14 protein-coding genes are annotated in these 16,067 nt (G+C 33.6%); 9 read left to right on the top strand and 5 right to left on the bottom strand.

Annotated features, from left to right (window positions below; genetic code table 11):
- Positions 1-1,635: a pyruvate dehydrogenase complex dihydrolipoamide acetyltransferase gene (locus BUA46_RS02120; protein ID WP_019386217.1), complete on the top strand. Its 1,635-nt coding sequence runs from the start codon at positions 1-3 to the stop codon at positions 1,633-1,635.
- A 67-nt stretch (positions 1,636-1,702) separates the two neighbouring features.
- On the opposite strand, the gene BUA46_RS02115 is transcribed toward BUA46_RS02120, so the two are convergent.
- Positions 1,703-4,120, bottom strand: a complete 2,418-nt coding sequence (locus BUA46_RS02115) for an outer membrane beta-barrel family protein (protein WP_019386218.1) — start codon at positions 4,118-4,120, stop codon at positions 1,703-1,705.
- Positions 4,121-4,323: 203 nt separating this feature from the next.
- Here BUA46_RS02115 and BUA46_RS02110 point away from each other — a divergent pair, with 203 nt between their 5' ends.
- From BUA46_RS02110 to BUA46_RS02085, 6 genes are all read left to right on the top strand, one after another.
- Entirely contained in the window at positions 4,324-5,355 is a 1,032-nt protein-coding gene (locus tag BUA46_RS02110; protein ID WP_019386219.1) for a M28 family metallopeptidase, read from the top strand.
- Positions 5,348-6,034: an SDR family NAD(P)-dependent oxidoreductase gene (locus BUA46_RS02105; protein ID WP_019386220.1), complete on the top strand. Its 687-nt coding sequence runs from the start codon at positions 5,348-5,350 to the stop codon at positions 6,032-6,034. Before BUA46_RS02110 ends, BUA46_RS02105 begins: the two co-directional genes overlap by 8 nt.
- 3 nt (positions 6,035-6,037) lie before the next feature.
- Entirely contained in the window at positions 6,038-6,673 is a 636-nt protein-coding gene (locus tag BUA46_RS02100; RefSeq protein WP_019386221.1) for an HAD family hydrolase, read from the top strand.
- 143 nt (positions 6,674-6,816) lie between these two features.
- Positions 6,817-7,413: a SprT-like domain-containing protein gene (locus BUA46_RS02095; protein WP_019386222.1), complete on the top strand. Its 597-nt coding sequence runs from the start codon at positions 6,817-6,819 to the stop codon at positions 7,411-7,413.
- A gap of 5 nt (positions 7,414-7,418) precedes the next feature.
- The gene (locus BUA46_RS02090; RefSeq protein ID WP_026009899.1) at positions 7,419-8,498 is read left to right on the top strand and encodes a mannose-1-phosphate guanylyltransferase; all 1,080 of its coding nucleotides are present in this window, start codon (positions 7,419-7,421) and stop codon (positions 8,496-8,498) included.
- A 3-nt stretch (positions 8,499-8,501) separates the two neighbouring features.
- Positions 8,502-9,983: a DUF389 domain-containing protein gene (locus tag BUA46_RS02085; protein WP_019386224.1), complete on the top strand. Its 1,482-nt coding sequence runs from the start codon at positions 8,502-8,504 to the stop codon at positions 9,981-9,983.
- Positions 9,984-10,005: 22 nt separating this feature from the next.
- Here BUA46_RS02085 and BUA46_RS02080 read toward each other — a convergent pair whose 3' ends face one another.
- From BUA46_RS02080 to BUA46_RS02070, 3 genes are all read right to left on the bottom strand, one after another.
- Positions 10,006-10,962: a bile acid:sodium symporter family protein gene (locus tag BUA46_RS02080; RefSeq protein WP_237714649.1), complete on the bottom strand. Its 957-nt coding sequence runs from the start codon at positions 10,960-10,962 to the stop codon at positions 10,006-10,008.
- Positions 10,963-11,105: 143 nt separating this feature from the next.
- Positions 11,106-11,873 (bottom strand): ABC transporter ATP-binding protein, encoded by a 768-nt coding sequence (locus BUA46_RS02075; RefSeq protein WP_019386226.1) that lies wholly within the window; start codon positions 11,871-11,873, stop codon positions 11,106-11,108.
- On the bottom strand, positions 11,873-12,610 hold the full coding sequence (locus BUA46_RS02070; RefSeq protein WP_019386227.1) for an MlaE family ABC transporter permease: 738 nt from the start codon (positions 12,608-12,610) through the stop codon (positions 11,873-11,875). The genes BUA46_RS02075 and BUA46_RS02070 overlap by 1 nt, the downstream gene beginning before the upstream one ends.
- A gap of 111 nt (positions 12,611-12,721) precedes the next feature.
- On the opposite strand from BUA46_RS02070, the gene pafA reads away from it, so the two are divergent.
- Both pafA and BUA46_RS02060 read left to right on the top strand, forming a co-directional pair.
- Positions 12,722-14,365, top strand: coding sequence for an alkaline phosphatase PafA (pafA, locus tag BUA46_RS02065; RefSeq protein ID WP_019386228.1), 1,644 nt, complete (start codon positions 12,722-12,724; stop codon positions 14,363-14,365).
- Positions 14,358-15,167, top strand: a complete 810-nt coding sequence (locus tag BUA46_RS02060; protein ID WP_019386229.1) for a DNA/RNA non-specific endonuclease — start codon at positions 14,358-14,360, stop codon at positions 15,165-15,167. Before pafA ends, BUA46_RS02060 begins: the two co-directional genes overlap by 8 nt.
- A gap of 38 nt (positions 15,168-15,205) precedes the next feature.
- Here BUA46_RS02060 and BUA46_RS02055 read toward each other — a convergent pair whose 3' ends face one another.
- Entirely contained in the window at positions 15,206-16,057 is an 852-nt protein-coding gene (locus tag BUA46_RS02055) for a glycosyltransferase family 2 protein (RefSeq protein WP_019386230.1), read from the bottom strand.
- Positions 16,058-16,067: the final 10 nt, after the last annotated feature.

Raw genomic sequence — 16,067 nt, 5'->3', positions numbered from 1 at the left:
ATGGCGATAGTAGTAAATATGCCGCGATTAAGCGACACGATGGAAGAAGGAACCGTTGCTGCATGGTTAAAAAAAGTAGGAGATAAAATTGAAGAAGGTGATATTCTAGCTGAAATTGAAACCGATAAGGCTACAATGGAGTTTGAATCATTTAATGAAGGTACATTGCTTCATATAGGTGTTCAAGAGGGCGAGACTACAAAAGTAGATGAGCTTTTGGCAATCATTGGAGATGAAGGTGAAGATATATCTGCGCTTTTGAGTGGAGGTGGAAGCAGTGATGCTGCTGAAACTAAAGAAGAGGCAAAACCTGTTGCCGAATCAAAAGTAGAAGACGCAGCTAAGCCAGAAACAACATCAGCACCAGCTGAATTACCAGAAGGCGTCATAGTTGTGACTATGCCACGTTTAAGCGATACCATGGAAGAAGGTACTGTTGCCACTTGGTTAAAGAAAGTTGGAGATACGGTTAATGAAGGAGATATACTAGCTGAAATAGAAACAGATAAGGCTACTATGGAATTTGAATCATTCCAATCTGGTACTTTATTAGAAATAGGATTACAAGAAGGAGAGTCTGCAAAAGTAGATTCACTTCTAGCAATAATAGGTCCTGCAGGAACAGATGTTTCTGGAGTAGCGGCTAACTTCTCATCGCCAGCAGCACCTGCTAAAAAAGAAGAAGCGCCTAAAGCAGAAGCTAAAAAGGAAACTCCTAAAGCCGCTGCATCTAGCGCTCCTGCTAAATCGAGTAAACCTGCACCTACGCCAGTTACTGAAAACGGACGTGTGTATGTGTCTCCACTTGCTAAAAAATTAGCCGAAGAAAAAGGTATTAATTTATTGAAAGTTCAAGGATCTGGAGAAAATGGGCGTATCGTAAAACGCGATATAGAAAATTATGAACCTGCAGCTGGAGCCGCTGCGGTTGGTAAATTTGTGCCTTCTGGACAAGAAGATTTTGATGATGTAGATAATTCGCAAATGCGTAAAGCGATTGCTAAGGCATTAACAAATTCTAAATTCTCTGCACCTCATTATTATTTAAGCGTAGAGTTTGATATGGAAAATGCTATGGCATTCCGAGCGCAGTTCAATTCTATACCAGATACCAAAATTTCGTATAACGATATTGTTGTTAAAGCATGTGCTTTAGCATTAAAACAACATCCTCAAGTAAACTCGCAGTGGTTTGCAGATAAAATGCGTTTAAATAATCACGTACATATTGGTGTGGCTGTTGCTGTACCAGATGGTTTGGTTGTACCTGTAGTAAGGTTTGCTAACGAGCAATCTTTACCTCAAATTGGTGCAGCTGTAAAAGAGCTTGCAGGAAAGGCTAAAAACAAAAAGTTAACGCCAGACGAAATGCAAGGTAGCACGTTTACGGTGTCTAACTTAGGAATGTTTGGTATCGATACGTTTACATCAATTATTAACCAACCAAATTCAGCCATTCTTTCAGTTGGAAACATTGTTGAAAAACCAGTGGTTAAAAATGGTCAGATAGTAGTTGGGCATACCATGAAATTATCATTAGCATGCGATCATAGAACGGTTGATGGCGCAACAGGAGCTTTATTCCTTCAAACGTTAAAAGGATATATTGAAAACCCTGTTACTATGTTAGTATAATCAATTCATGCGGAAGCAAGAATCTCAACATATTAAAACCTGTTTCATACAATTGAAGCAGGTTTTTTTAATTTACTCTCTGTCTTTCTTCCTCTGAACCTGTTTCACGATTACGTGAAGATTTAAGTTTTGTATTTCCGAAATTTCGAGAATAACTCAACGAAAATGTTCTGTTGAAAAAGTCGAAGGTATTGTTCGTTTTTATATTTTGTTCAGGCAAGTCGGTTCCGCCGTTAAACTCAATACTATCTAAAATATCACTTATTGAAAATTTAAGTGTTCCCCATTTATCGCTAAACTTCTTTTGAAGCCCTAAATTAATACCATATACTTCATCGTATTTTGCAGATCCAAAAAATCCTGGGCCATTATAAAATCCAGATAATTCTGCCGAAAAACTATCGGATATTTTAAACGAATGTGTACTGTTTGCTGAAAAATTACCTAAGCTTAATTCGATAGGTTCATCATTGTAAAAGACTCTTACCTTTTGTTTAATAAAAGTAAGGTTGTTTTGGGTGCGCCACCAATTCGTTAACTTTATTGGCACTCCTAAGGTAATGCCAAATGTTTTGGTATAATCTAAATTAGCAGCTTCAAAAATTAATCTTCCTGTTGCTTCATCTATACGTTCTTGAAAATTGGCTATAGAGGAATCTTCTACGGTATATTGAAAGGATAAAAAATAAGATTTGATATTTACATCAAACTTAAAAGCGTTGGATATTGCGGGTTGTAATGATGCGTTACCAGACAAAAACGTATTGGGATCAAAAAAGATAACAAAAGGAGCTAAATCGTTAAACGTTGGTCTGGTAATTCTTTTGGAGTAAGAAAGATTAAGGCTTAGTGAATCGTTAATTTTTCTATTTAAAAATACACTTGGAAACCAAATACCGTAATTTCTATCAACTACAGTACCCTGGGTGTCGGTATCTAATTTTGAGTCTGTATGTTCGTAGCGAACACCTGCTTTAAGACTGGTTTTATCATTAAATTTGTATTCTAAAGCACTATAAGCTGCATATATTTTTTCGTCTAAATCACTTTTATTAGTTAATGTTGCATCTGATACCCAAACATTATTTTCAAAATCATCAACATTTACATCGTTTTCAAAATTAGATTTTGTGCCTTTTACACCAGCTTCAATTTTTATTTTGTCATTAACCTTATTGCTATAATCTAACTTACTAACCCAAGTTTTTATAGGTGTTTTTTTACCACTTCTTAAAAGCTCTGTTCTTTCTAAATTATTGTTTTCATCATAAAAAGAATTTTCGTAGTTGGTAGGATTATCAAATTTATATTTGAGATAATCAATATCGAAACTTAAAAACTTATTTTCTGTAAAATTGTGCTTCACATTATAGTTTATTCCAAAATGCTTGAGGTGGTTTATTTCGTTATTATCTAAAATAACATAAGAAGTTGGTGTTCCATTTTCTGTATCAATACTATTGTTTATGGCATCCATAGACCATCTGTTATCAAAGGCACTAACCAACACACCCATAATGGTTTTATCAGAAGTATTTACATCCAATCCTAATCGTAAATTGTGATTTCGCTGTCTTGGGTCTCTGTCTGTAATTGTGCTTGAGGTCAATAAATCACCATTGTCTTCATATTGTCTGCTGGTTTTAAAGATTTGGTCTCTGTTGTCAATCGAATAACCATAGCTTCCATAGAGGTTGACACTTTTTTTTCTGAAGTTAAAATTTAAATTATTGTTGTTGGTTACACCCTGCCCATAGCCACCAGAAATAGAATATGAGCCATTTAAACCTAAATCGGTACGTTTTTTCAAAACAATATTTATGTATCCTGCATTCCCTTCGGCATCAAAATTAGATGGAGGTGTTGTTATCAATTCTATTGAAGAAATATTATCGGCACTCATCCCTTCCAACATTTGCACTAAAGATGATGCCGGCATGTAACTTATTTTATCATTTATCATAACAACAACACCTTCTTTACCAACTATAGAGATACTGTTACTTTGCCTATTCACATTAACACCTGGAGAACGTTCAAGCACTTCCAAAGCTGTTCCGCCAGCCGAAACTATACTGTTTTCTACATTAATAACCATTCTATCTACTTTTTGCTGATATAAGGGCTTTCTAGCTTCAACAAAAACTTCATTTAGTTGTTCTCCTTCACTTAGCATAAGTGTTTCAACTTTATAGTCTGAATCTAAGTAAAATGAATTGGAGTAAGTTGTTTTATAACCCACATAACTGCTCATAATGAGATAGTTATCACTTGGTATATTTTCAATTTTATAAGTGCCTTTATCTGTAGAAATGGTGCCTTTAATCAAGGTGGAATCACTAGCCTTTATTAATAATACGTTCACGTAAGGGATGCCTTTGCTATTATCGTCTGAAATTAATCCAGTTACTGTGTATTTAGATTGTGAAATTCCTCCTACTGATATCAAAAACACGAAAAATTTAAGAATAAATTTAAAATTCATTTTAATTGAATTTGAAAGTGAATATTTATAAGATCAGTACAGTAAATGTAATTCTAATCTTAATAAGTTGCTAGAATAGCTTTAAGGAAGAAAATGTTAACTAACTCAAATATAGTATATTAATTAATTCAATGGTAATTAAAAACTATTTATTTTACCGCTACCTTTTTGTTTTTTACCTTTAAATCTTAAATGAATAACTAATGAAAAAACTTATCGTATTAATTTGTATATCGACTTTTTTATTAAGTTGCAAGACTCCAGAGGTCATTATAAACAGCAATGGTTCTAGTGCAAGTACTAATTCATATCCATCAAAAGAACAGGTAACACCGTCAACTTCAACTAAAATCGATGCCAATAATCAAGCATCACGATTAAGTATTGAAGGGTCGCTAAACTACTTAGCTTCAGATGCGCTGGAAGGCAGGAAAACTGGTACACCGGGTATTGAAAAAGCTGCCATTTATATTGAAAACGTATTCAAAGAAAATAATGTAAAACCTTATTTTGAAACCTATCGAGATAGCTTTAATATAAAAGATATTGTTGGCTACAACATTGTTGGATGTTTAGAAGGTACCGATCCAAACTTAAAAAACGAATTTGTGATTTTAGGTGCGCATTACGATCATATCGGAACATCTAAGGAAGTAAATGGCGATTCCATTGCCAATGGAGCAAACGATGATGCTTCGGGCACTGTTGCGGTTTTAGAATGGGCAAAATATTTTGCGAAAACCAAAAGTAATAAGCGTAGTGTTTTGTTTACCTTATATGCCGCAGAAGAAATGGGTTTGAAAGGTTCTGAACATCTTGCAGCACGATTAAAATCTGAAAACATAGACTTACATACCATGATTAATTTTGAAATGATAGGTGTGCCTAGAGCTGAAACTGAAATTTTGGCTTATATGACGGGTTACGAAAAATCGAATTTGGCTAAAACTCTAAATGAATATGCGGGTTCAGAAATCATAGGGTTTTTTCCTAAAGCAAAAGAATTTCGTCTCTTTATGCGTTCGGATAATTATCCGTTTTATGAACAATTTAAAGTGCCAGCACATGCTATTTCTACCTTCGATTTTACTAATTTTGAGTATTACCATCATGTAGATGACGAAACCGAAAAAATAGATTTTAATCACATGACCAATTTTATAAATAAAATGATTCCAGCACTAGAAGGTATGATTAATGCACCTTCGAAAGAAATAAAAATGAACAATGAGTAAAAAACACGTTATAATAACAGGCACAAGTAGAGGAATAGGTTTTGAGTTGGTTCAATTATTTGCAAAAGCAGGCTGTAAAGTTTTAGCGCTTTCGCGGAATGAGAAGCCCATTCAAAGTTTAAACTTAGAAAATGTGACTTCGATTTCGTTCGATTTGGGTGATTCTAAAGCATATAAAAAAGTTGAAAATTTTATTAAAGATGAATGGAAACATGTTGATATTTTAATAAATAATGCAGGTACACTTTTAAACAAACCATTTGCTCAAACGTTAATTGAAGATTTTGAGCAAGTGTATAAAACCAACGTTTTTGGGGTTGCCGAATTAACAAGAGTTGTATTGCCTTTCATGAAAAATGAGAGCCATGTGGTAACTATTAGCTCAATGGGAGGTGTTCAAGGCAGTATGAAATTTCCCGGGTTAGCGGCGTATAGCTCAAGTAAAGCTGCGGTAATTACGCTTACTGAATTATGGGCTGAAGAGTACAAAGACACAGGAATTTCCTTTAACGTGTTGGCTTTAGGGGCAGTACAAACCGAAATGCTAGAAGAAGCTTTTCCAGGGTATCAGGCGCCTACAACAGCCTTAGATATGGCTAAATATATTTTTGACTTTTCATTAAATGGCAATACCTATTACAACGGAAAATTGATGCAAGTTTCCAATTCTACGCCATAGTATATGAGTAAATACAAATGCATAATTTTCGATTGCGATGGTGTTTTAGTAGATAGCGAAGCTATTTCTGCTGGCGTATTAGTTGAAATGGGTAACCAATTGGGAGCCAATATGACTTTTGAAAACACCTTGCGAGAATTAAAAGGAACCTCCTATCAATATTGTGCTGAATATATATCTAACCGAATTAAAGTTCCACTTCCTGTTAATTTTGAAACGGATTATCGTATTAATTCATTTGAAGCCTTTCGCCAAAAGCTACAGCCAATAAATGGGGTGAAAGAGGTAGTTGAAAACTTAAAAATGCCTTTCTGTGTTGCCTCTAGCGGACCAGAAAATAAAATACGATTAAACTTAGATGTTACTGGTTTACTGCCATACTTTGAAGACCGTATATTTAGTTGTTTCGCAATTCAGAAATGGAAACCAGAACCCGATATTTTTCTTTGGGCGGCAGAAACAATGGGTTTCAATCCTGAGGAATGTTTGGTTATTGAAGATAGTCTTATTGGAATCAGAGCTGCTAAAGCGGGTGGGTTTGATGTTTACGGATTTGCTGAGCACGATTTTAACAACGAATTACAGACTGAAGCTTCCGTAACGTTTAAGAGAATGTCTGAACTATTAGATATGTTGTGATTTTTTGAAGTCTCTTTTAACTAATGCGGATATGAATTCACTTTAATGTTTTATATCCATAGTTAAAATATATTCTATTTTTTTTCTCACAAAGTCAATTAAATTAATATGGTCTTTTCAATAAATCTAGTATTTTAGCGCTAATGCAAAATCAGCTTCAAGATTATGTGCCTGCCCATGCGCTTCCGTTAGTTTTAAATCTTTTAGAACAGGAGCATGTAATGGTTAAAATTAAGAAAGAACGAAAAACACGCCATGGCGATTATAGGTTTTTATCTAACGGAAAACATCAAATTACTGTAAATTCGAATTTAAATGAATACCGTTTTTTGATTACCTTAATTCATGAAATTGCACATTTTGAAGCCTATAAATTGTACGGAAGATTTATAAAACCACATGGCATCGAATGGAAACGCACGTTTCAGCATTTAATGTTACCGTTTTTAAATCCAGAAATTTTCCCGAATGAGTTGCTGCCTTTATTGGCTAAACATTTTAAAAACCCAAAAGCGTCTAGCGATACAGATGCACCATTGGCCTTAGCTTTAAAGCAATTCGACGAACCCAATAATAAAACATACATTTTCCAAGTACCTTTGGGGCATGCTTTTCTATCAAATAACGGAAAAGTGTTTAAAATGAATAAGAAACGAGTAAAACGCTTTGAGTGTGTTGAAGTTAAAACAGGTAGATTATATTTGTTTAATCCAAACGCTGAAGTGGAACTGATAAATTAATTAGCATGAATAAAAATTATTACGCCATATTAATGGCAGGAGGAGTAGGATCGAGATTTTGGCCTATTAGCACACAAGATTTTCCTAAACAATTTCACGATATGTTAGGAACCGGCGATACCTTAATTCAAAAAACATTTCATCGTTTAGCAGATTTAATTCCAAAGGAAAATATTTTTATTTTAACCAACGAGCGTTACAACGACTTGGTTTTAGAACAACTACCAGAAGTAGAGCAACGTCAAGTGGTTTTAGAACCTGCAATGAGAAATACGGCGCCATGTATTTTATATGCATCATTAAAAATTCAAAAAGAAAACCCGGATGCTGTTATGATAGTAGCTCCCAGCGATCATTGGATTGAAGATGAAAAAACGTTTTCGAAAAATGTGCAACAAGCTTTTGATTATTGCGAAAATAATGATGCGTTAATGACATTAGGCATTCAACCAACATTTCCTAATACAGGATATGGTTACATTGAATTTGATAAGTCTTCCGCGGAAGCGATAAAAACTGTAAATCAATTTAGAGAAAAACCAGATTACGAAACGGCAAAATCATTTATTTCTCAAGGAAATTTCCTTTGGAATGCAGGTATTTTTATGTGGAGCGCTAAAAGTGTCATAAAGGCTTTTCAAAATAATCAACCCGAATTATTTAAATTATTCGAGAGTGGAATTCCTTTGTACAATACCGAATTTGAAAATGAGTTTATTAAGGAGAACTATCCGAATGCTGAAAATGTATCAGTAGATTATGCCATTATGGAAAAATCGGCAAACGTTCATGTAATTGCTGCCGAATTTGATTGGAACGATTTAGGAACTTGGGGTAGTTTGTACGACAAGTTGGATAAAGATGAATCTGGTAATGCCGTTGTGAATGCGAGGACATTAGCTGAAGATGCATCGGGTAATATGATAAGAACAAAAAAGGATAAAATTGTTGTTATTGACGGTCTTCAAGATTATATTGTTGTTGATAAAGAAGAAGTTTTGCTTATCTTTCCTAAATCAAAAGAACAAGATATAAAAATGACACTCCAACAAGTTAAAGATAAATTTGGAGAGCAATATGGTTAAATCATGAGCGAAGAGAGTAAGTTTAATTTTTCGGATGAAGCCCCTAAAGATGAGGCTTTAACAAACGAACAAAACGTTGAGCAATCAAAAGAAAACATAAAAAAAGATGCTCAAGGTCTTATGGCCAGTATCAAAAAGTTTCTTAGTGAACTATTAGATTTTAGAGATGATACTGATAGGGATGCTACTATTCTAGCCATAAAGGGAGACATCCCTTTTAAAGGTGCTACGGCGTGGATATTGGTGTGTTCTATATTTGTGGCTTCCGTTGGATTAAATGCTAACTCTACTGCAGTTGTTATCGGTGCGATGTTAATCTCTCCTCTTATGGGGCCTATCTTAGGTGTAGGACTTTCTATTGCCATAAATGATATTGATACTTTAAAGCGCTCGTTAATAAACTTAGCCACTATGATTGTGTTGAGTTTATTAACTGCTTTCTTGTTTTTTAAATTTTTCCCGCTTAGTGAAGATACCAACGAACTTTTAGGACGTGTAAAACCAGATATTAGGGATGTGCTAATTGCCTTTTTTGGTGGGTTAGCCTTAATAATTGCTAGAACTAAAAAAGGAACTATTGCTTCAGTTATTTTTGGTGTTGCAATTGCCACTGCTTTAATGCCGCCGCTTTGTACGGCAGGATATGGTTTAGCAAAAGCGAACTTCGTTTACTTTGGTGGTGCTATGTATCTCTTTACCATTAATACCATATTTATTGCCTTGGCTACTTTTTTAGTGTTAAAACTACTAAGGTTTCCTATGCTTAAATATGCCAATTCTAAGAAGAGACTCTTTATTTCAAGAATGGCAACCTTGTTGGCTATTGTAGTAATGATTCCTGCAGGTTTTACTTTTATAGATGTTTATAGAGAGAGTAATTTTAAACGTGATGCTGGTTTGTTTGTTGAAAACGAATTAAGCGCTTTACCACATGCAGAATACATTAAAAGTAATGCCATTTATAAATACGGCGGAAATGAGGAAAGTAAAATAGAACTAAATACTTTTGGTTTGGATGAAATTCCAGAATCTTCAATCATGCTATTACAAAGTAGAATGAAAGATTACAGTGCCTTATCTGATAGTAAATTAGTTGTGAATCAAAATAGGTCTAAAAATTTAGATAATTTTAAATATATGGAAGAACTAAGAACTAGAGATTCCTTAGACTTATTATCGCAAACTCAGAAAATAAATTACTTAGAAAATAAGGTGCAGCAGCTTTCAAAATTAGAGCGAAATCATGTGGCTTTAGATGAATTGTTAGCTGAAATAAAAATAAATTACGAAACCATCGAGCAGTTTTCTTATGCGAGTGTTATCAATTCTAATTTTACTAAAATGGACACTTTATCTGTGTTTTCAGTTAAATGGGTAGATTCTTTAGCGAAAGAAGATCAGCGCAAAAAAGATAAAGATAAACTTGAAAAATGGTTGAAATTAAAACTAAGTTTAGATACGCTGGTTGTTCGTAGAATAAATTAATAATATTAGGTCTTTCAGAAATTTATTGATTAACTGGTGTTCTATCTCTCCACCAAGATGCTAACGCAGAACCAGAGATATTCATCCATGGCCCAAAAATAGCTGGGGCCAAACCTACTGTTGAAACTTTTCCTAATTCTAAAGCAATACCCGAAGCTAACCCGCCATTTTGCATTCCAACTTCTAAGGCAATCGTTCTGCAATCATTTTCCTTTAATTTAAATAGCCTGCAACCCCAGTATCCAAAAAAGTAACCTGTAGTATTATGAATAATAGCAGCGGCAACTAACAAAAGACCTATATCTAATAAATTATCTCTGCCCGCGGCAACAATAATAACAATAATTAAAGCAATGGCACCCATTGATATTTTTGGTAATAAAATATCTAACCAAGGAAATTTACCATGAAATAAACGATTAAAAATTAATCCAGCAATTATTGGAATAATCACCATTTTAACTATACTAAGCATCATTTGATAAATATCAATGGGGATAAACTCACCAGCTAAAAGTTCCATGAGTAAGGGGGTTATAAAAGGAGCCAATAATGTAGATATGGCCGTTAAAGTTATTGATAGGGCTAAATTGGCTTTTGCTAAAAACACCATAACATTTGATGCTAAACCGCTTGGTGAACAGCCTATTAAAACAATACCTGCGGCAATTTCGCTTGAAAAACCAAATAATTGCGCAATTGAAAATCCCAAAACAGGCATTATAGTAAACTGACAAATTAATCCTATAAGCACGCCTTTTGGCATTTTTATAACACCTTTAAAATCTTGAATACTCATAGAAGTACCCATGCCAAACATAATAATTTGTAATAATGGAACAATTAAAAGTTTTAACTTAAAATCCCCTATTTGAATAAAGAGTTGTGGGTAAAACATGGCTAAAGCCACGGCTGCAAATATTAAAATGGTGAAAGAAAGACTCTTATAAAGCTGACTGCATCTTGCGGTGATACTCAAAAAAGTTAAAAGTAAAATAATGGGTATGCCTATAAATTGTTTATAGCCAATTAGTAAAAAAATTAGTGTGATTAAAAAACATATTGCAGCAGATATTAAGGAAATTTTAAATGCTTTTATCATAAGAATAATTCTTAACTATTTTACTCGTTTTCCTCTATGTACATTTTACGTACTTTTTTAAACAAATTTGAAGAGTAAACAAAATCGGTAACCGATTCATTATCCGTTTTAAAAATGGTTTCATTGGAGCCTTCCCATGCTTTTAATCCATTTTTTAAGAAGACGATTTTTTCACCTATTTCCATTACCGAATTCATATCATGAGAATTAATTACGGTGGTAATTTGATATTCATCGGTAATCTCTTGAATAAGGTTGTCTATAACAATAGCTGTTTTAGGGTCTAATCCAGAGTTTGGTTCATCGCAAAATAAATACATAGGGTTGTTTACAATAGCGCGAGCAATAGCCACACGTTTTTGCATACCACCAGAGGCTTCACTTGGCATTTTTTTATGAGCATCGTCTAAATTAACACGTTTTAAAACAAAATCAACACGATCTTCCATTTCGCTTTTGCTTTGTTTGGTAAACATCTGCAACGGAAACATTACGTTTTGTGCAATAGTCATGGAATCGAACAATGCACTCCCTTGAAAAACCATACCAATTTTGGCTCTTAAGTTACGTTTTTCATCTTCAGAAAGTAATGAAAATATTTTACCGTCGTAAGATATGGTACCCTCTTCATAATCAAATAGGCCTAATAAGCATTTTAAAAACACCGTTTTTCCCGAACCACTTTGCCCGATAATAAGATTGGTTTTTCCTTTATCAAAAGTGGTGCTAATTCCTTTTAAAATTTCAACATCGCCAAACGATTTATGTAAATTATTAACTTCTATCATTAGCTTAATAACATTTGGGTTAGTAAATAATTTAAAAGAATGATAAGCACACTGGTCCATACAAACGACGTTGTACTAGCCTTACCAACTTCTAGTGCACCACCTTTCATGTAATAACCATGAAACGAAGGAACCGTAGCCAGTATAAACGCAAATACAAAGGTTTTTATAAATGCATAGGTAACATGAAACGAAATAAAATCGGTTTGAATTCCTACTATATAATCTTCGAGTGTGCTAAAACCACCATAGACGCATGCCGCCATACCACCAAGAATGCCTAAAAACATGGCAATTGAAATAACAAATGGGTATAATAATAACGCTATGAATTTTGGAAAAACCAGATAATTAAGCGAGTTTATTCCCATAACCTCTAAGGCATCAATCTGTTCGGTAACGCGCATCGTACCAATACTAGAGGTGATAAACGAACCTACTTTACCAGCCATTATAATAGACATAAATGTAGGAGCAAATTCTAGAACAATAGATTGCCTTGTTGCGAAACCAACAAGGTATTTCGGAATTAAAGGGTTATCAATATTTAATGCCGTTTGAATGGTTACAACGCCTCCCACAAAAAATGATATAAATGCCACAATACCTAACGAGCCAATTATTAAATCATCAACATCTTTAAGTATCAATTGTTTCATTACAGTCCACTTTGTGGGTTTACGAAACATTTCTACAATCATTAGAAAATAAGCGCCTATATTATGGAGGTATGTCATATATATATTTGTAAGTGCTAATGTAAAAAAAACTTAGGGGTATTTAACTTTAATTTTAAATAATGATGCTTTAATATTTGTATTTTTGAGCCAATTAAACTCTTTTTATTGATGAAATATCTTTTCACATTTTTTATTGTTTTTTTTCTATCGTTATCAGTTTTTACCCAGAATGAAAGACCAAAGTTGGTTGTTGGAGTTGTTGTAGACCAAATGCGATATGATTATTTAACTCGTTATTATGATAAATATGGTGATGGTGGATTTAAACGTTTAATTAACGAGGGCTATAATTGTAAAAACAACCATTTTAACTATATACCTACCAAAACGGGTCCGGGACATGCTTCAATATTTACTGGTACTACCCCTAAATACCATGGTATTATTGGTAATGATTGGTTTGATAAAGATCAAAAAAAGAATGTGTATTGTGCCAGAGATAGTAATTTAGAGTCTATAGGCACAGAAAATGAAGCAGGAAAAATGTCTCCACATAGAATGCTTGCATCAACATTTGCAGATGAAAATCGATTGTTTACTCAAATGCGAGGTAAATCTATCGGGATTTCACTAAAGGATAGAGGTGCTGTTTTTCCGGCGGGTCATGCTGCCAATGCTGCTTATTGGTTTGATTTTGAAAACAATGGTTCAGGTAATTGGGTGACTAGTTCATTTTATATGAAGGCGCTTCCTAAATGGGTAACAGATTTTAACGCATCGGATGTGACTGAAAATTATTTTAAAGAATGGAATACTTTGTATGATATAAATACTTATGCAGAGAGTGGAAGTGATTTAAATAATTTCGAACGTATTTTTGAAGGTAAAACTACAGCGACATTTCCTTACGATTTACAAAATCTAAAACGCGATAATGGTAACTTTGAAATAATTGTTGAAAGCCCTTATGGAAATAGTTTAACGACAGATTTTGTAATAAAGGCTATTGATGCTGAAGGTTTAGGAAAAGATGATATAACAGACGTTTTAACAATAAGCTACTCTAGTACAGATAAAGTTGGTCATGATTTTGGTCCAAATTCTATAGAAATTGAAGATACTTATTTGCGCCTTGATTTAGATTTAGAACGCTTACTAAAAGCTCTGGATGACAAAGTTGGTGAGGGTGAATATACCGTGTTTTTAACCGCAGATCATGGAGCATCACATGTACCTAATTATTTAAAGTCAAATCATATTCCTTCAGGGCTTTTTGATGAGAGCAAAATGTTTGATGAAATGAATGCCTTTTTAGAAGAACAATTTAAAGTTTCGGGTTTAATTTTAAGTAGAATTAATAGCCAAATTTTTCTCAATCAAAAGAAAATTATTTCGAATAACTTAGATTTAAAAGAAATAAAAGAAATTTTAGCGCTTGAATTATTAAAGTATAAGCTAATTGATAAAGTATATGTAACCTCTGATATAAATCAGTTTATTGGTTCTCATGGTTATGTTGAAACCCTTTTGGAGAATGGGCATAATCAGAAACGCTCAGGCGACCTCATGTTTGTTTACACCCCCGAAGTTTTTAAAGACACAAAATGGAACAGAACAGGAACCGATCATCATTCAGGATTTATGTATGATACTCATGTGCCATTGTTATTCTTTGGAAAAGGCATTAAAAAAGGTCAAACATTTAAGAAAACAGAAATTACAGATATTGCACCAACCATGTCAGCACTTTTAGGTATAAGTTTTCCAAATGCCGCAATTGGTCAACCTTTAGATTTTGTTTTTGATGAGTAAAAAATCAATCTTTTCATTACTTGCAATTCTAATTGTTTTAGGTGTTTATACATACGAACATTTTCTAAAGGAAGAAGAACAAGTTGAGATTATTACTGAAGGAAAAGCAGTTAAAAATAATACAAACGAATACTTTTTGCCTACATCTACAACAGGGCAAATTGTGCATCATGAAGGTTTCTCCTTATCGTATAGCGAGCCTCACGAACAAGCGGAATGGGTGGCTTACGAATTGAAAAAAGGGCACCTTACTAATACGAATTTTAAACGTCCTTATTTTGAAATTGATAAAGCGGTGAAAACAGGGGCTGCAAGTTGGAGAAACTACAAGAATTCAGGTTTCGATCGCGGGCATCTTTGTCCTGCTGGCGATAGAAAGTATAGCCAGAATGCGCACGACGAAACATTTTTAACAAGTAATATAAGCCCTCAGGTACACGATTTTAATTCTGGTATTTGGAATACTTTAGAACAGAAAGTGCGTTATTGGGCTAGTAAATACGATGGTGTTTTTGTGGTTACTGGTGGTGTTTTAAAAGGACAAATGAAGACCATAGGAAATGAAAAGGTGTCAGTGCCAAATCAATTTTACAAAGTGTTGATTGATAATAATACGGGAAAAACAAAAATGATTGCATTTCTAATGCCACATGAAAATTCCAGTAAACCATTATACGAATTTGTAGTTTCGGTTGATGAAGTTGAAGCTTTAACTGGCATTGACTTTTTTCCAGAGTTAGACGATACTATCGAAAATAAGTTGGAAGCGTCAAGTAGTTACAAAGATTGGAGTTTTAACTAGCCGAATGAGTTTTAAGATGCGGAGCGTTGTTGCAGCATCTATAATTTAAACTTGCCAAGAATCCCTTTCCATCGTAATTTCCTAATAAAGTGTCCTTCTTCTTCCGAAACTAAAAAAGGTAATTTTTCTTTTTTAGCTTTAAAATACCCTGCCATATAATCTTTAAACAAAGAAAAATTTCCTTTTCTGTACGCTAATTTTAATGCAGAAATGCTTGTAATTATAAAACCGTAGCGCATTTTATACATTGCTTCACCTTGCAAATATTTTGAGCCCTTGTTGTAGCTTATTCCGGTTGGTTTTAGGTGTTTTACCTGTAACGATTCATCAGTTAAAATATACCAGTTGTAATATTTTGCCAATAGTTCATCAATGGTATCCCAACCCATGGATGGTTTTAATTTTCCAATTTCCAAAAAACAATCTTTTTTATAAGCTTTTAGGGCACCTCGAATATGGTCTTTTCGGGTAAGATTTTCTAAAACCCATTGATTGTCTTTTTCTATGTAACAAAAGCCAGATACCATACCTAGTCTGTTGTTTTTTTTAAAATGATTTGAAATCACTTCTAAGTAATTAGACGGAAAAATTAAGTCGGCATCAAACTTACAAATCACATCATAATGGTCGTCTAAAGTATCAAACCCTTTATAAAAGGCATTTATTATTTTTGAACCTGGTAAATGCTGATTGGAAGATTTATTGTTAACTAAAGAAATAAAAGAATGTTTTTTAACATAGCTATCAACGATAGATTCAGTATTATCGGTAGAATTGTCATTAACTACAACAATTTGTTTTGGTTTCAAAGTTTGATTAACCAAAGAGTGAATTGTGAGTCCTATAGAATCTGCTTCGTTATGTGCAGGAATGACAATGTAAAAGTCCATGTTGTAAATT

This window comes from Algibacter luteus, assembly GCF_900141715.1.
GTDB lineage: Bacteria > Bacteroidota > Bacteroidia > Flavobacteriales > Flavobacteriaceae > Arenitalea > Arenitalea lutea.
Note: the sequence above shows the minus strand (reverse complement) of the source record. Positions and strands in the feature narration are given on the sequence as shown.